We start from the raw sequence: 15908 nt of genomic DNA on the forward strand, positions 1-15908 counted from the left end.
GATATGAGCGTCAGGACGACCAACCCTGCTGCGGCTGCCGCAAAGGAGTGGCGGTCGCTGCTGGCTGACTATAGCGATGTCGTTCTGGTGGCAAACAGCGATGAGGTGGATATCGAGGAACTGAAAAGGCGCTTTCCCGACACAACGCTCTTCATCTTCTTCAACAAGGTCTTCAAGGTTCTGAGCGAGCCTTTTAGCCGTCATTCCATGCTTTTCTCAAGAAGCGGAACGCTAGGCGCCAATCTCGTCAAGAGCGGCAAGGTCGATAAGGTTCTGCCCTATTTCGACACGCGCACCTTCCACGGTGTCGTGAACATCAAGGCCGGGCCCGACGAGCAGCTCAGCCCGGCGTCGGACTTCGGCGACGTTCAAGTCAGGCATCTCGACCTGACGGATGTCTTCACGCCGTTCTATCCTCGCGCCAGCGTGCCGACGACGGGATTTGCGCTCTGCTTCTGGCTGACGACGCTCAATCTTGGCACCAGGATCACGCTGGCCGGCTTCTCGTCGAAGCGCAGCGAGCGCTACAAGGTGCTGGATGTTCACGACTGGACATTCGAACAGGTGCTTCTGCGGCTGATGTTCCGCAAGGGCAAGATCAACATTGTCGGGCGTGACGCGTCCAACCCCTATGCGGATCTATCTGCGCACTTTCCCGAGTACGGGCCTGCCGAAGTCGCGCTCACCGCCAATGAGATTATCAACGAACGGCTCGGCAATCTAAGTTCGATCGTCGATCGCCTGATGGATGTCACCCGGTTTCTGCGCTTCCTAGATCGGACCTGGAAGAGCTTGAAACCCAAGTCTCGCAAGCAACGGCGGTGGGATGCGCTGGAAAATAAGCGCCGCTGATCGGTCGGCTTGAAGCCGGCAATCGTTCGTGACGCGGCTCCAGGAAAGGTGGCAAGACCGACCACGCGCCTCGGAAGCGATCATCGCCCTAAAGTCGACGCGTGCGAGATAAACTCTTGCGACAAAGCGCGCCGCAATGAAGAAACGGATGACCGTGGAATACAGCGCGCCGGCAATAACGGAAACTGCCGCGGCGCCAAGCCGGGCGGAGGTGGTACATGCTCAGCCGTCGCGGGTCTGCGTTGCCCTTGTCCGTTTCCCCAGCTATCGTTACGCAGCAACTTCACCGCACCGATTCCATGGCCATCCTTTTTAAAAGCACGATCTCCGAAAACGCTGCATTCGAGGTCATCGAGCAGGCGATTACATCCGGCCGCCCGTGTGACGGCTACTTCAACGCCGTGAGTGACGCGGGAGAGACAACATTGGTTTGGTCGCCCTCGATGAGTGCGAAAGAGTTTTTAGCCACGGTTACAGACATGCTGCGCCTCACTTGGGATGTAGCCCGTTTCTGGATCGTATACGAACGACGCGAGGATCGCCAAGATCCAGAAACGACAGCGGTGCGTAATGCCGCCTTCCGTCTCACCCGTGGCTACAACGGGGTCATTGTGGCGTCACTGAGCATCCTTGGAAAGCGCGATGCGGACCATGATCTGGAGTTGATCTTTGTCTGCTTCGCGGAGGACTTCCAGCGCCGAAACTTCCGCGTCCGGTACGAAGGCAAATCCATCTCGACCTGAGCAAGCGGGCGGAAGGCCCTGCGCGTTTGCTCGCATCGTGGACAACGTCCTGCAGCCAGACCGCAACTGTGGTGCCGACGCTCATGAGAGCATGCTCACTATTCATCAATTGACGAACATGGGAGCGACGACGGTGGCGGCGATCGGCCCATCCATCGATGACAAGCCCACGACCGCTTCGCGTAGGAAGTGGCTGAGATTGCCGCAGGCAAGGGCGAGGCTCTTAGACCACTAAATCCGCCCCCGAAATGCTGAGGAAGATCGTGCGCGAGCCGCTCGCGGCTTTGATTTCGGCTGCAGGCTCCATTACGAGACGTGCCCGGCATCCCTCATGAGCAAGTAAAATGCCTCGATGAAGTCATTCTCATCGCCGGAGCTCCGGAACCACAAAGGCTTGTCCATTGGCTGATCGCAACCAACGGTATTGAAGTAGCCGCATGCCCTGCCACTGCGTCGGTCAAAAGCAATATCGAACGAGCCAATCGGTCCGCCCGAACCCATGTCATATGCCTCTACCGACACCACAGACCATTCCTGGCGCCCCGGCAGCATAAGGAGAACCGCCATGAGTAGCGGATGGACCTCCGCAAGAGATGCCTCGCTCGGGGTGGTCCAATACGTGCCTATTTCATCGTCAGCCCGTAGCTGCCCGATCGGCGTTCTAGCCATCGCTATCATCCTCAGTTTGCTTTTATGTTCCTACTATGTTCTCTTTCGTGCCGGAGTCAACAGCTCGACAAAGTCTCGCAAGTGACGACGCTTCTAAAGGGTTCCGTCTGGGACCGTACCGAGGGGAATAGGCTCCTGTTCCAAGTCGATCTTCACCCTAGATATTGTCGCAGATGTGTACAGCGTCACTAGGAGGATCGAATGCCGAATAATGCTTGGAATGCACCAGTTTCTGTCGATTTCCCACATCAGGAACAGAAGGTGATTGGGGGTCCGTTCGAGGCAATGACCTGCCTCACCGACCGATGGCCCAATATGAGCGGTCTCAAGTTCCTACGTGCTCGAATGGCATGCAAGGCCGCTCTGGACGGCCGAATGAGCGCCGATGACGCTCGGGTTATTTTTGTCGAAGCTGTTGGCGAGGCAGGCGGTAAGGCGCACTGAATTATAGACGTCCAGACCGCCACAATTCTTCCGAAGGTTGAAGTTGTGGTCGCCCGCTTGTTGACCAAGGAGGCGGACATTGAGAGCGTCCGCCTCGCAACGCGAAAGCCGCCACAATATCAGACCCTCCTTAGCCCACAAGCCGCGGCACTTTGGCGCGAACCACATAGGAACAGTCCTGTCTGGCTTTTTGCCGGCGACATGGCGGTCGGCAAGGCCCGCGCGCTCAAGCTAAAGGTATGGGCGCTGGCAGACCTGAAAGCGCCGACGGTTGCCTTTGCATTGGCGGCACGGTAGCCCCATATCGTGCGCCGTGACGGTACCTTGCGGTTGATGCCGCCCACGTTCGATGGGACACCCAAGTCGACGCATCCCAAATTTCAGAGCGCCGCGGCGACCCGGGCGTTTTTAGCCATAAGCTGAACGAGCATGTCGGTGGCCAGCTGTCTATTGCGCTGGCGTTAAATCCGTGAAGCGCTTGCACCAGTGTTTAAAGGCTACGGACTGGCTAGGTCAGGCGGTAATGGTTGTTCAACGACCACGCTCGTGCCGCCGAAGCTGGTCAAAATGCTCGAGTAATGTCGGGGAAGGGTGAGGCTTATGCGTTGCTGAAGACCCTATGCAAAGGGACGTGCGCTGGCGTCGCTCCACCGGCACAGGACGTACGCCAGACCTGAAGTCATTTAGCCATTGATTTTCCAGTGGTTGTTCCCCGAGGGACAAGCGACGCCGTCCAGAGTTGAACTCCCAGTGATCGTCTGATGTGTGCTGATGAATTGCCTGCATCCTTGGCCTCCATCGAGGACAGGTCCAATTTGCTGAATGACGCCGGCGCTGCCTGTTGAAGGGTTCGCCCAGGCCAGGGGGCGCATGCCCTCGTCAGAACGCCCCACGGTCTCGGCGATCACAGCTTGATCGGTTTGGCGTGGAGTTTCGGGCAGGCCTGTGGAGGCCGTCACAAGAGGCTCGGTTGTGGTGCAAGCGCTCAGCAAAGTAAGAACTGGGAAACTAAGGCCATGCCAAACTCGAAGCATATCTAATCCATTCGCCATCACACTGCCCGTCATCATAGCAGCGTGCCATTACTTAAAGGTTATTGAGGCGTAAATGTCCGTTGAGAGGCTCCGCACACCCCGCTGACGGTATCGATCGCGAGGAAGGCCATGAGGCACGCGAGATTGGGCCTCTGCACCTCTCGTAGGACGATGTCATTAATGACCCAAGATTTATCCAGACGGCGCGTGTCGTTGACCTAGGCTCAATGTGTGGCTGGCCGCGATAGAACCCCAAATTGGCACGCGTCGCAACCGAGGAAGATCATCTCCGGCTTGAATTCCCGACGCTGCGCGCTAAGTCATCCATTGAATTGTTTCCGACGACTTCCAAGGAGGTCAGGAGGTTGTTGTCGAGGCAAGGGAAAGGTCGGGCGCGAGAAATCCGCCCGACCTTTCCATTTTAAATCAAGCGCTTTGAGAGAGCTGCGAGGATGTCCGACAATCTAAAGCCATTCTTTATGACGTCTCGTGAGATCACTGCCGTCCTTATTAAGTTCGGCACATTACTCGAGGAGTTCGCGTATCAACTTCCCAGTGAGAAGAATGCGCTAATCACGCTGGTGAGGAACGCCGCTGCCTCCATCAAAGAACTTGCGTACGACGTGGGAAGCGGCGATCCGGAGATCGCGGCCGAAATTGTGAAATCGAGCGCAAGGTTGGTAGCTTCAATACGCGAGCAAGTCAAAACGTCGCCATTAGGCGCGACAATCCATTGAGGCTATCTAAGCTGTCGACCGGTTTTGACCATGCACTACGTCTGATCAGCGACATTGGTGCTCGTCGTCTCCAACCGTCTTTGCTCAAACGACTATCACCAGTCTCACTCACTATGTCGATGAGCGCCTGAGTCTCTTCAGGATCATATTCGGCAGACATGATAACGGTCAAAAGCGCCTCGCGCTATGCCTCTTGGAGGCGCTTGGGTGTTTTGCCTTGACCGCGTCGATCAGCGCTTTGGGCTTCATGCCCGGAACGGCCAATTTTCTTATTGTCTCAGCGACACGTTCTCTTTCTCGAACCTTCTTCTTGCCCACCTTTCCCTCCTCGGTTACGCACCGATACTAGGGGAGGTCATGAGGGTTTTTTGACGTCCCGTTCGCAAGCCATGGCGCAATTCCGGCTAGAGACGAGGGCAGTCGTAGCCTTGCCGAGGCCCCCGATGATCGCCATCTATATCAACGAGAATCCCAGGCGTTAACGAATTGATCCGACATTGGAAACGAGCTCATCTGCAATCGTATGGTGGATCGGCTGGTCGACATGGCTCGGAGAGTGACGCGAAGCGGCGCGCCACATCACGATGACGCTCACGCAGCAAGACCTGGAGGAGTATCATGCCTTTTGAACCCCGGATGGGCGACGTTTGCCTTTTTGAAAATGAAAAAGCCGGACATGATAGTGCACCTGACCACCGAGGCTATTTCGTGGCCCACCGCGACATAAAAGCGGGAGAGAAAATCCAGTTCGCTCTCTGGTCAGGGCGACCGGGCAGCGCTCGATCATTCGGCGGACGGATCGACGAACCGCTGTCGCGCGCGCCAAAAGAAAGCCCCCCGACTGATCTTTTCGGTAACCCGCTGGACGAGTAAATCCGCCCGGAGATCTTCGTTGAGGGGTGGGAGCGCCGGCAGCGCAACGTATTCCTGACGAAGAAAAGCGTCCGTCGAGCAGACGGCCGTCAAGGGATGAGCGTGCCAGGCGTCTCGACAGGCTCAACATTTGCGACACGCGTTGGCTCGTGCGCTCGTTGTCATTTGGCCCGTAATCTGATTGTAGAAGTGTTCTCTATAAGGGCACCGGAAAAAGCCGCCACTGCCCGAAATCGATCGCGTCATCGCCCGCATCAGCAGTCTCACCACCGACCGGTAGAAGGAGACTCGTGACATGCTCTTGCCATGCTTCGGTGGCCGGCTGGACGCGCAAGCGCAGCGACGCAGAACTGTCGAAGGCTGTTCACGTCATTGAGGAGAGAAAAGCCCTGCAGAGGCTCGCTACGCCGAAAGAAACAAACAGGCATCGGATACAAATGCGATGCCTGTGCAAGCAGTCGCAGTGATACTGGCAAAAAACCTTGTACCGACAACCCGTGTCATCGGTGGTGTTACATAAGGCAGAGCTTAAACGGGATGAAGTGATTGTTGTGGTGATTTGCGTAGGGCGATCAGCACATGAGGCCGCCTCCGGGCCGCCTTTCTGTTTCATACGCTCGCACAGTGTCCAAGCTAGGAGGCGGTTCGCTTTCGTCTAGGCTTAACGGCCTTCACCTCTTCGCTCGCGGCCCTCTCCGCATCGCGAGCCAAGCGTAGCTCCCGCAACTGCGATGTCTTCTTATCGCGCGCGGCATCCTGCGCAGCGATAATCGACATGGATTCTATGTGGGTGATGTGCGCTTTGGTCTCTGATTTGTTCATCAGCCATAAGTGGTGCGAAAAATGAAAATCTCAATGGCTGGTAGCCCTCGCAGCCGTCCGCCAGCAGCTGGATAGCTAACTCGAGCGCATAGCCCCGCCTTCCAGCGGGGCAACGCTACGCCACTCAGAAAGTTATCGGCAGACTTTGACCGTTTTAACAATCCACCGGCCGTGGTGTTTCACCTTGTGGCGCTCAGTGTGGCAGACTTGCTTGTGCGGATGAGCATGCTTCCAATCACGGTGATTGCTTGCTGCCTGAGCAGACATGGGAGCGGCTAGAGAAGCCAAAGCGAGTGCGGCTGCGACTGAGCTTTCGAGAATTTTCACGTTCATGGTCCTCGTTGTTGACACGAAGAGCGTAGGACTGGCGCTAATACTGAATATGAATGCTTGGGTTAAGATTTTGTAATGTCGAGTGTTTTGGGCTCCGAAAAGCCCAGATGCCCGGAACGAAAGAGGGGCAGTGTCACAGCATCGAAGACCGAATGTTCAACGGTGACTTTGTCCGTGGCGCCGCATTGCAGACACCTAATTTCATGTAACTGCCTCCCAGGTTAGCTTGAAACGGGAGCTGGCTGTAGCCGACTAATTAAACGTCCTCGCTTGCGCTTACGGCGAGCCGTCTGGGAGCGATTTGGGTGGGCGCTGTAATCAGCTCATCGGGTACAGGGCGTATGTTTGCAGGCTGATAGACAGTGCTGCAAAAAATGCTCCTGCAGCATTAAGCGCCGACCCGAGCTTTAGACGCCTAATCAGACCTGCGGGAGCCCCGTCCCAAAAAGTCTCGCTCAGAACAGGTGATATCACTGCAGATCCCAGCCACGCAGCCGCCGAAAAAGCTCCTAGAATTATCGAAGCCCAGATCATGGTGTCTCCTGAGGTAAACTTATTACCAGTTCTAAAAAATGCACGGCATGAGCAGTTGGCGCAAGAGTGGCAGAAGGCAAGACAGCCGATGACGCATATGCTGCTGGCTTTAAACCTGACGGCGGGAATTCATCTTGCTTACACCATAAAGACGACATCGCACAACGCGTCTCCGAGCTTTTGGAGAGGGAGAATGTTTCGCCGCAAGGCTAACGAGACGGCCATCGACAGCTCGCCATCACAAGACCGGCTTTGCTGACATCCGCAAGGTTATGAAGTGGCAAGGCATGCTTGTGACCGAGGGAGAAAATCCCGATGGTAGTGAAACGCTGGTCATCAACACTGTCGTCGCCAACAATCTGCAGCTGATCGCTATCGGTGAGAAACTTGGCATGTGCGGCGATCGGCGCGAGCGCACCGGCAAGCGCACCCATACATGCCGAGACGGGAACATCGCTGGAATTGCTGCTCAGCGAAAGGAGCTAGACGCTACCACCCAGCTGACCGACCCAGAGCTCAAAGACGAGAGATACGGCTTATCAGCCTGTCAGCTGGTCGGCTCGGTCGATCTCCTCGACGTCCGGATACGCGTTCTGCGCATTCGTCGCTTCCAAGCAACATTACGATTCGGGCTAGACTGACCGGAAGTGGGCGGTTGCTCCCCTCGGGCGTGAGGTTGCCTACGACGTCCAGAAGACGACGATCATCCACCGGGCGACCGGATCAGAGTTGATACGGCATCGAGCGAACCTTGAGGACATCAAGGGCACGTCCGACCTCGACATCCTCAGTTCAGGCAGTCCCTTCGAACTCATATCCGTTGCAACCATCAATCACCGGTAGACCGTAGCTATCGCTCGGTAAACGCCGCAGCTTTCATTGCATATCAGAGAGTAGATTGAACCGATCGCGTTTCTTCGCGAGCGTTCGAACCTCCTTGTTCGGCGGCTCGTTCACTGTGTCTCAAGTACAGTTGAGAGGGAATATTTGAGATCCGGTCGTTTTCCTCGTGGGTCCGCTCACCGGATCTCGTGCGCCGCAGCAATGAGGGGTGTGCGGGGCGCTCTTAGCCAAATCACCCATTTTAATCGCCGTCGAGCGGTCAGGCCTGACGTGGTTAGCGCATCGTTACTATCCACACGTTTCAGTGGCTAAAGCCAGTCGAAGGCCATCAGTGGCGTGGATAAGATTGCCAAGGTTATCAGGGACGATAGCGCCAGCTTGATGCGCCGAATGCGCCGAGTGCGGACGCCTTTCCAGTCGTATGCCATCGAAGATCCTCATGATCACCCGCGAGAATGCTCGCGTCATTTAAGTTGGAATGCCCGTAGCATCCCGAAACTTGCGTGAAGCTTGTCGAGTTCATTGCCCGGCATATCGATTGCAACCCTCACTGAAATCATTGGAGATCACAGTGCTCGTAGAAAGCTGGCGCGCCGTGCTTGTCCGCGGCTGTTTGTCGCCGCTATTGAGTTTGCGCGTTCCCGGTGGGCCCAGCAGGAAGCCTGTTCGTTTTCGGAGAGTGGATTTCTGGCCATGCCGATGCTGCCGATGCTGCCGATGGAGAGTCGACCTCAAACACGGCAACGCCGACTAGCGCGATCACGGCGACTGCCAACGCAATTTTGCAGATCAAGGCAATCTCCATGAGGGCCATCACATCCGATCGTTAGCCGCCTAGCGGTAAACGATTCCCTAATTCACACCAAACAGCGGAGTTTTCCATGACCGTGCACCTAACTGCCGCGCATCCGAGCGAGGGCGAAGGGGCCGTGAACGCCTGAACATGAACTCTGTCATCACTACGGCGCCCGGTATGGCCTCGACCGAACGCACCAATCGGTGCAATACTTCGCCCAGCTATCGCACGAGAGCGCCGAATTCCGCTTCGACCGAGAGGTCTGGGGCCGACAGGCGCCCAGAAGCGCTGCGACACATGCACGGACCTTGATAACACCACCCTGGTTGACGGAGATGGCAAGCTCTACATGGGTGCACTTCTGGCAAGTCGACAAGGACGGGCGATTACCAGGCATTTCACGGCTGGTGCCTTGCCCAACGGCTCATCCCCTCCTGACTTGTCGCAAAGCCAGATCTTGTAAACACCGATCCGAGAGTAGGTCTCGTGCCACTGGTATTGGCAGAGCCGCAACCCCGATCGTTGAGCCGACCAGGGCGACATCGAGACGATCACTAAGAGGTGGAACGGCGGCATGAACGGCTTCGCTCACCGCGTCTACCGCTTCGTTCGCCTGTCGTTGGTTCTTCCGGCTACGCGCCGAACGCCGTTACCTAGTTTCAGCAGAGCGCGTGGCCTGACGCGGACTGCGATGCCGACCCGAAGACGCGAAGCGCTTTGCACAAGGCGCTGTCAGCAGACGACGAAAAAGAGTGCGCGCGCCGGGTTTGAGAAGCTGCCGGCCAATCATGGAAACGACGGTGACAATCTTCAAGAACGACGACCGCGCTGATCACATCTCATCTCACAATCGCCTCGACACCTCTTAAGCCGCTGGTGGTGGCAAGGGCCCGACCCTCCACTAAGGCCGGACCCTCCGTTGCCGCCTAGATGAGACAGGAAGCACGGCGGCGGGGATTTAGTCGATTGAATAACACCGGTCAACCATGGAATTCGATCGAAAAGGCATCTGGGGTTGCTAGGGAGCATTGATTTGACGAAACGCAAGATAGCCCGATCCACGTTCTTTCGCCGCCGTCAAGTTCATCATCACGTCTTCCGATCCGGCTAGCCCGCTCACGTGCCGATTCCGATGAAGCCGCCCCTTTGTTCCGAGATGATTGCGCCCCGTGATTCCGGGATGATCTCGCCCCCTCTTCGAGGAGGTCTGCAGGCAGTTATTGTTGTCAGTTCGTTCAGGCTTGGTGTCAAGCGCTGCGCGGCAGGTTTCGGCGCAGACTGTCGCCGCTTAACTCGACGCGGTGGGCATTGTGGACGAGGCGATCCAGGATGGCATCGGCATAGGTCGGGTCTCCAATGACGCCATGCCAGGCCGATACGGGGAGCTGGCTCGTAATGATCGTTGAGCGGCGGCCATAGCGGTCCTCGAGTATTTCTAAAAGATCGTGCCGCGCCTGTTCGTTGAGCGGTTCGAGACCCCAATCATCCAGGATCAGGACCTGGACATGACCCAGTGTCCGTTGCAGCCGGGCATACCTGCCGTCGCCGCGAGCAAGCGCGAGCTGGGCAAACAGCCTTGGGACACGCTGATAAAGAACAGAGCGATCGTCGCGGCACGCCTTGTGACCGAGTGCGCAAGCTAGCCAGCTTTTTCCGACACCTGAGGGGCCGCAGATTGCCAGATTGTCGTGAGCATTAATCCAGTCGCCCCCGAGAAGCTTCATGAAGAGTGCGCGATCGAGACCGCGTGCACTGCGATAGTCGACATCTTCCGGGGTCGCCTGGTGGCGCAGCTTGGCGAACCTGAGCCGGGCAGCAAGCTTGCGATCGTAGCGGGAACTCCATTCCCGTTCGAGCAGCAATCCCAGCCACTCAGCGTGCGAGAGCTGTTCGGCTTCACCGTTGGAGATGAGCTCCCCAAAGGCCTTTGCCATGCCGGCCAGGCCCATGGCGTTGAGTTTGTCGAGTGTTGGATGAGCAAGCATTCTTCTTTCTCCTTAGTGGTAGTAGCGAGGTCCGCGGATGTTTTCGTGGTGGATAGGCTCATGCGAGGCTGGTCCATTGGTGGAGGCGGCTCGATCGAGATGATTGTCGAGGATGGAGCGCACCGAACCGTAGGTCCGGGCTCCGATCTCCAGCGCACGGCTGCAAGCGGCATTCACTCTGTCGCGCCCAAAGCCCTTGTTCAGACGGATAATTCCCATGCAGGCTCGAAAGCCCTGCTCCGGGTGCGGCCGGTCGGAGAGGATCTTTTCGCATAGCAACGCAACCTCCGGCCCGATGGACGTGGCCTCGCGTTGAATGCGTTCGATCGTCCAGTCGGCAAAACGGCGGTGGGCCGAGGGCATGTGATCGGGGGTCGTCGTGTGCTTGCCGTTACCACTGGAGCGGCGATGAGCGGCTATCCGTTCGCCTTTGTGGAAGATCTCGATCGTATTGGCGGTGATGCGCGCCTCGACTTGCTCGCGAGCGAAGCGATAAGGGACGGAGTAATAATGCCGCTCGATCTCGACGTGGTAGTCCAATCCAGCACGCCGGATACGCCATTCCGCAAAGACATAGCGTTCCACAGGCAATGGCCTTAGAGCAGGCCGGTCAAGCTCTTCGAATAATTGGCGGCGCGTGACGCCGACCCGGCGAAGGACCCGCCTGTCGTTGAGATCATGCAGCAAGTCGGCGATCGCCGCGTTGACCTCGGCGAGATTGTAGAAGGTGCGATGACGAAGGCGGCCCAACAGCCAGCGTTCGACGATACGAACCGCGGCCTCGACTTTCGCCTTGTCACGAGGGCGTCGCGGCCGCGTCGGCAGGACGGCGCTACCATAATGCGCCGCCATCGCGCTATACGTCCGGTTGACCTGAGGATCGAAGTGGCACGCCTTGATGATCGCCACCTTGGCATTGTCCGGAACAAGCAACGCCGGCGCGCCGCCGAAGAACTCCAGCGCCTGGACATGGCATTCAATCCAGTCGGGAAGCGTTTCGCTCCAGCGCGCCTGGGCGTAGGAGAGGCTCGATGCACCCATGACCGCAACGAACAGGTGGGCCTGTCGTGTCATGCCAGACAATCGGTCGACTACGACGCTAACGGTGTCGCCGGCATAATCGACGAACAGCTTGTCGCCGGCTGCATGATCCTGCCGCATCGTGACCGGTAGCTTCAACGCCCAGCCGCGATAAAGGTCGCAGTATCGACTATAGCGATAACCATCGGGGTGAAGACCGATGTATTCGTCCCATAGGATCTGCAGCGTCACATGCTTGCGCTTCAGCTCGCGGTGGACCTGCGCCCAATCTGGTTCCGGCGCGCGGCGGTGTCCTATCTTCGTCCCGGCCCCCCTGTAGAGCGCCGCCTCCAGGACTGCGTCGCTGACGTCGTCACCAAGGGGCCACGACAGGCCAGCAACCGCTGCACGCCGTAGCGTCTCGCGCACCGTCGACGGCGCAGTCCCAACCCGCACCGCAATCGACTTGTGCCCAAGTCCTTGCTCAAACCGATATCTCAGTATCTCGCGGACACGCCGCATCTCCACTCTCTCCGCAGGCATTGCGTTCCTTCCTCCTCGACCTCAAGGGAAGAAACTTCACACCTGCAGACCACCCTTGAAAGATGCCTCAAAAGGGGGCGGCATCATCTCGGAACGAGGGGGCGACTATTTCTCGGAATCAGGGGGCGACATCATTTCGGAATCAGGGGGCGGATTGCCTCGGAATTTGCAGCTCACGCCTTGAAGTGACGGCTAGAAAGGCGAAGGGATCTTTGGGAGAACGCCCTTCGCCTGTCGCTCAGGCGTCTCAACAAACCCCTGAGCGACAGTCCAAATAAGCTGATTTGATCACGAGGGCAAGGTCAGCAGCTCCGCATCAAAAAGAAACCCCGCACAAGGGCGGGGTGAATTGGAGAGGGATAACAACCGCGCGGGAATCGGGGGACGAGCGCGGCTGCCTTAATAACCCCTGGCCCGCCCCAACGTTCCCATGTGTTATGATTTTTCTCGTCCAAGGTAATCGTCGAGCAGCATTGACGGCTTCAAGCGGAGGGTTTTACAGATAGTCAGAAACGTTGGAATAGACATGGTATTCTTGCCGCTCTCGTACTTTCCTATCTGCTGAAATGAAACTCCGAGAGCAATCCCAAGATTGGTCTGACTCAACCCAAGCGACTTGCGAGCCATCTTGATACGCCGTCCCAACTGATAGTTGACTTCAATCTCGTCTTTCTTCTGATCCGCCGAATTCATCTTTCAACCCGTTTTTGATCACAGCGATCTATTTACACGTTGACAGCGACTTGGTGGATTTCAATTGATCGAAAAAAATACAACTTCAGTTATAGGTCGGTTCAGAGCTGTGTCATGGTAGCGGTCAACTCGTCTGTCGATCGGGATGATGCCGGCCTATGGAAATAAATTTCTGCCCGATTTCATGCAAGAGGCGATCTCGAAAGTCATACGGTCTCGAATTTCCCGGAATTTCGGTCATATTGCGCCCGATATCGATGAAATCTCGAACGAAATTGGATTTTGGTGTCCAGGCTCCATCCGTGCACGAATGACGCGACGAGGCACACGTTTTTGACAAGCCCTTGATTTGATTCGGAACGAATCACTTGAGCGTCAGTTGAGTCGGATCCACTGTCAACTGAGGTAGCGCGTCGTGGCCAGCTTTTCCCTTACACCAATCGAGCCGCTCGAAGTCGAGATCCGCGGCGCCGGGCAGCATGCTCGCGTCGAGACCGTCGAGGAAATGATCGCGTTTCTCACGTCGGAGTGGCCAGATAAGACAAAGCCGGGATTTCACAGTGCTCTCGCACGGTCGATCGACGCCATGGTGATGGCCGCCGAGCCGGCTGCGGCCCGTGCTGCTTTTGTCGAGGCTGCCCACGCTACCGGCATGCACATTTTCCCCGACGACATGGCCGAGTTCCGGAAGGCGAGCTGACCGCCGTCTATTGCTTGCTTCCCCTTGTGGCAACCATCTGCAGCAACTCGACCACGCTGAGGCCGATTAGCGCCTCATATTGATCTCCCATCATCTGGGAGAACTGCTGTCGCAGGCTAAAGTCGGCAGACATATCAAGGCGGTTCATCGTTTCCAGCGTTCGCTGGATATGCTCTCTAACTTGTGAGCTTTCGAGTGCCATGGCAAAGTGACCTCTGGTTACCTCCTCAATCTACCGGCCAGGGGCACAGTGGTCACCTTACCAAATAGGCTTGGCCCTAGGTTAAACTTGGCCAGTGACGGAAGTTGCGCCATGCATCCTGTGATGGGCTTCGCAAGGTGCGGGACGAGAGTGCGGTCTAGGCTATCTGATCAGTTGGCAAACAGCCGGGAAGCCTTACAGCATCTCCGCGCAGACAAAACCACACGTTCGATGCAACGGACTTGGACGTGCGTTCGTCCAGTTCTCGAAATAGGCCTTGAGCCCGAACTTACGATGCCAAAACACTAAGGGTGCGAACCATGCGCGTTTGCATGAAACCCACCCGTTGCTGCAAGTCCAGCGGCCGTAACCGTCTTCGGTTTGAAGCCCGCCTCAAGGCAGGCGGCGAAAAAGTACTCACGCGCTACGGCGGGGGGCGTCATTTTCTTTAGAGCGTTACGGCAGGAAACAACCGCTGAATTGTGATATGCGCCACGCTTAGATGGCCATTCGAACTCCAGAAAGTCCAGGGCATCCGAGATGCTGCTGAATGATTTCTCCAGGCCAGTTGTCAGCCTGATCGTCACAGGGCTTTCCCACAGAACATCAACAGGGCTCATAGCATCCTCCATCGCTGCCAAGTTGTGGTCTATAGCGAAAATCTAATATGTGATTTTTGAGGTTTCAAGTGGTTTCGGATCGCCGTTTTAACGAGGTTGCGGCTGCAGAAATGGCCTGTTCGTCGCCGAGATTTTCCGTGGCGCTTTCAACAGCATCAGGCATTGCGGTCTTCTGCCCCCACGTCCTGCGACCCTAGTCGAAGGGGTATGGGTTCGCCTTGCGGTAAGCGAGACCAGCGGCCGTCAGCCGACACATCGGAAACCGCGAGCTATCGCGGACGTCGACAAACCCGGCTTCATCCGCAGCGTTCACCGTTTTTCGTCCCAAGCCCGGCGGGAGAGGCCTGAAGTCGTCGGTGTTCAGGTGGTGCAACAGTAAGGCAAGGCGAAGGTTGGGGCCGTATCCTGACACGCAGGTGCTCCTGTCACACATTTCCAGTGGGAAGTGGGGAGCCCCAATAAGGCTCCCCACCCTTTAACCGCGTCAGGGCAAAGCCGGCAAGCTGGCAAGCGCGGTCGGACGTGAAACGAGCAAAACGATTGTATGTTCCAAGAGGATGGGTGTGGAGAGCCGAGAGAGTTACAGGGGCTCAAGGCCCTCCACTGCCGAGCAAGACGTTGGGAGACTATCTCGGCGGAGTAAAATTCCTGTCACGACGAAATGTTCCCGCAATTGCGATATCGAAGACCTCGATTGCCTATCGCTGCATATTGACCGTCGTGGTCTCGTGATTTGGGTTCATCTTCCCAGAAAAGAGCGCGCCGGCGGCTATAATAAAGCCAGTAAGTAGCAGGCCACCCACGTAAATCGCAGTCTGATTTCGACTATTCGTAGCCATTTCTTGACCCTTTGGCAGCATCTGCGAATCTTAGGATAAATAAGCGGCGAAGAGCCGATCGCTTTGAGGGGAACCAGCTCTTCACCATATCGCCATACAACGCGTCTAACTTTGCATGACGATATCCATAAACCTCGATAGCACCGTTGTGTTCCTCGCGTCAGTAGCGATATTCGAAGCGAGCGGCCATATCAAGCTAATGGGCGCAGTCAATTCAGTGATTTTGAGGACCCTAGCGCTTTCGCTTTCTCGCCGTTCATATCCTGCCTCGGACAGCCCCGGAAACACCACCTCCGGTTCATATATCTCCTGCCGATCCACGTTGTCGCCGGCGCAGGGGTAGGAAGGCGCGTAATCCTTCGTAAACTCCGGATATGTTGAACGACCTTACTTTCGATCGCGTCGATCGACCTTTGCGGATGGTAATGGGTGACTTGCAGTCTCACCAAGCGCGTGAAGCTCATCCGGTTCCTAATCGATCACGCCGAACAACAAGGCGAAACCACAGAGGAATGTGCAGAGAAGTATCCGATATAGCGCGGCGATCAGGATGAGACGCTGGCGACAATCTGGATGAGATTCTTAGGTCGCGGTCGGGATGAAGTTATCACCCTGATTGCCGCTGA

The 15908-nt window shown here is 56.7% G+C and carries 15 protein-coding genes; 7 read left to right on the forward strand and 8 right to left on the reverse strand.

Annotation, left to right across the window (positions count from 1 at the left end; all coding sequences use genetic code 11):
* Positions 1-3: 3 nt before the first annotated feature.
* Complete coding sequence (locus ACIQUB_RS30535; RefSeq protein ID WP_402935483.1) at positions 4-852, forward strand: 3-deoxy-manno-octulosonate cytidylyltransferase; 849 nt, start codon at positions 4-6, stop codon at positions 850-852.
* A gap of 299 nt (positions 853-1151) precedes the next feature.
* Positions 1152-1595: a hypothetical protein gene (locus tag ACIQUB_RS30540; RefSeq protein WP_402935515.1), complete on the forward strand. Its 444-nt coding sequence runs from the start codon at positions 1152-1154 to the stop codon at positions 1593-1595.
* Positions 1596-1901: 306 nt separating this feature from the next.
* Here the strand turns inward: ACIQUB_RS30540 and ACIQUB_RS30545 are convergent, their stop codons facing one another.
* Positions 1902-2264 carry a hypothetical protein gene (locus tag ACIQUB_RS30545; protein WP_402935486.1) on the reverse strand — a complete coding sequence of 121 codons (363 nt, stop codon included), beginning with the start codon at positions 2262-2264 and terminating at the stop codon, positions 1902-1904.
* A gap of 201 nt (positions 2265-2465) precedes the next feature.
* Here ACIQUB_RS30545 and ACIQUB_RS30550 point away from each other — a divergent pair, with 201 nt between their 5' ends.
* On the forward strand, positions 2466-2708 hold the full coding sequence (locus tag ACIQUB_RS30550) for a DUF982 domain-containing protein (protein WP_113239631.1): 243 nt from the start codon (positions 2466-2468) through the stop codon (positions 2706-2708).
* Positions 2709-3391: 683 nt separating this feature from the next.
* On the opposite strand, the gene ACIQUB_RS30555 is transcribed toward ACIQUB_RS30550, so the two are convergent.
* The gene (locus tag ACIQUB_RS30555) at positions 3392-3778 is read right to left on the reverse strand and encodes an RT0821/Lpp0805 family surface protein (protein WP_113237801.1); all 387 of its coding nucleotides are present in this window, start codon (positions 3776-3778) and stop codon (positions 3392-3394) included.
* Between the two features lie 416 nt (positions 3779-4194).
* On the opposite strand from ACIQUB_RS30555, the gene ACIQUB_RS30560 reads away from it, so the two are divergent.
* Positions 4195-4479, forward strand: a complete 285-nt coding sequence (locus ACIQUB_RS30560) for a hypothetical protein (protein WP_113237802.1) — start codon at positions 4195-4197, stop codon at positions 4477-4479.
* Between the two features lie 168 nt (positions 4480-4647).
* Here ACIQUB_RS30560 and ACIQUB_RS30565 read toward each other — a convergent pair whose 3' ends face one another.
* Complete coding sequence (locus ACIQUB_RS30565; protein ID WP_402935490.1) at positions 4648-4797, reverse strand: hypothetical protein; 150 nt, start codon at positions 4795-4797, stop codon at positions 4648-4650.
* Between the two features lie 300 nt (positions 4798-5097).
* Here ACIQUB_RS30565 and ACIQUB_RS30570 point away from each other — a divergent pair, with 300 nt between their 5' ends.
* Positions 5098-5352 (forward strand): hypothetical protein, encoded by a 255-nt coding sequence (locus tag ACIQUB_RS30570; protein WP_162737500.1) that lies wholly within the window; start codon positions 5098-5100, stop codon positions 5350-5352.
* Positions 5353-7328: 1976 nt separating this feature from the next.
* Complete coding sequence (locus ACIQUB_RS30575) at positions 7329-7682, forward strand: hypothetical protein (protein WP_402935493.1); 354 nt, start codon at positions 7329-7331, stop codon at positions 7680-7682.
* A 2245-nt stretch (positions 7683-9927) separates the two neighbouring features.
* On the opposite strand, the gene istB is transcribed toward ACIQUB_RS30575, so the two are convergent.
* The 3 genes from istB to ACIQUB_RS30590 form a co-directional block, all read right to left on the reverse strand.
* Positions 9928-10665: an IS21-like element helper ATPase IstB gene (istB, locus tag ACIQUB_RS30580; protein WP_402935495.1), complete on the reverse strand. Its 738-nt coding sequence runs from the start codon at positions 10663-10665 to the stop codon at positions 9928-9930.
* Positions 10666-10677: 12 nt separating this feature from the next.
* The gene (gene istA, locus ACIQUB_RS30585; protein ID WP_402935517.1) at positions 10678-12207 is read right to left on the reverse strand and encodes an IS21 family transposase; all 1530 of its coding nucleotides are present in this window, start codon (positions 12205-12207) and stop codon (positions 10678-10680) included.
* 456 nt (positions 12208-12663) lie between these two features.
* The gene (locus tag ACIQUB_RS30590) at positions 12664-12921 is read right to left on the reverse strand and encodes a helix-turn-helix domain-containing protein (protein WP_402935498.1); all 258 of its coding nucleotides are present in this window, start codon (positions 12919-12921) and stop codon (positions 12664-12666) included.
* A 415-nt stretch (positions 12922-13336) separates the two neighbouring features.
* Between ACIQUB_RS30590 and ACIQUB_RS30595 the strand changes: the two genes are divergently transcribed.
* Positions 13337-13621 (forward strand): DUF982 domain-containing protein, encoded by a 285-nt coding sequence (locus ACIQUB_RS30595; RefSeq protein ID WP_402935500.1) that lies wholly within the window; start codon positions 13337-13339, stop codon positions 13619-13621.
* A gap of 7 nt (positions 13622-13628) precedes the next feature.
* Here the strand turns inward: ACIQUB_RS30595 and ACIQUB_RS30600 are convergent, their stop codons facing one another.
* Complete coding sequence (locus ACIQUB_RS30600; RefSeq protein ID WP_402935503.1) at positions 13629-13823, reverse strand: hypothetical protein; 195 nt, start codon at positions 13821-13823, stop codon at positions 13629-13631.
* Positions 13824-14128: 305 nt separating this feature from the next.
* The gene (locus ACIQUB_RS30605; protein WP_402935506.1) at positions 14129-14443 is read right to left on the reverse strand and encodes a DUF982 domain-containing protein; all 315 of its coding nucleotides are present in this window, start codon (positions 14441-14443) and stop codon (positions 14129-14131) included.
* Between the last annotated feature and the right edge of the window lie 1465 nt (positions 14444-15908).

Origin of the sequence: Rhizobium sp. NPDC090275 (assembly GCF_044772225.1) — a bacterium.
GTDB lineage: Bacteria > Pseudomonadota > Alphaproteobacteria > Rhizobiales > Rhizobiaceae > Rhizobium.

Excerpts from the sequence above, each read along its gene's own strand:
- istB (WP_402935495.1), bottom strand. The coding sequence starts at position 10,665 with ATGCTTGCTCATCCAACACTCGACAAACTCAACGCCATGGGCCTGGCC.
- ACIQUB_RS30545 (WP_402935486.1), bottom strand. The coding sequence starts at position 2,264 with ATGGCTAGAACGCCGATCGGGCAGCTACGGGCTGACGATGAAATAGGC.
- ACIQUB_RS30570 (WP_162737500.1), top strand. The coding sequence starts at position 5,098 with ATGCCTTTTGAACCCCGGATGGGCGACGTTTGCCTTTTTGAAAATGAA.
- ACIQUB_RS30540 (WP_402935515.1), top strand. The coding sequence starts at position 1,152 with ATGGCCATCCTTTTTAAAAGCACGATCTCCGAAAACGCTGCATTCGAG.
- ACIQUB_RS30605 (WP_402935506.1), bottom strand. The coding sequence starts at position 14,443 with ATGAGCCCTGTTGATGTTCTGTGGGAAAGCCCTGTGACGATCAGGCTG.
- ACIQUB_RS30600 (WP_402935503.1), bottom strand. The coding sequence starts at position 13,823 with ATGGCACTCGAAAGCTCACAAGTTAGAGAGCATATCCAGCGAACGCTG.
- ACIQUB_RS30555 (WP_113237801.1), bottom strand. The coding sequence starts at position 3,778 with ATGATGACGGGCAGTGTGATGGCGAATGGATTAGATATGCTTCGAGTT.
- ACIQUB_RS30535 (WP_402935483.1), top strand. The coding sequence starts at position 4 with ATGAGCGTCAGGACGACCAACCCTGCTGCGGCTGCCGCAAAGGAGTGG.
- ACIQUB_RS30560 (WP_113237802.1), top strand. The coding sequence starts at position 4,195 with ATGTCCGACAATCTAAAGCCATTCTTTATGACGTCTCGTGAGATCACT.
- ACIQUB_RS30590 (WP_402935498.1), bottom strand. The coding sequence starts at position 12,921 with ATGAATTCGGCGGATCAGAAGAAAGACGAGATTGAAGTCAACTATCAG.
- istA (WP_402935517.1), bottom strand. The coding sequence starts at position 12,207 with ATGCGGCGTGTCCGCGAGATACTGAGATATCGGTTTGAGCAAGGACTT.
- ACIQUB_RS30575 (WP_402935493.1), top strand. The coding sequence starts at position 7,329 with ATGCTTGTGACCGAGGGAGAAAATCCCGATGGTAGTGAAACGCTGGTC.
- ACIQUB_RS30550 (WP_113239631.1), top strand. The coding sequence starts at position 2,466 with ATGCCGAATAATGCTTGGAATGCACCAGTTTCTGTCGATTTCCCACAT.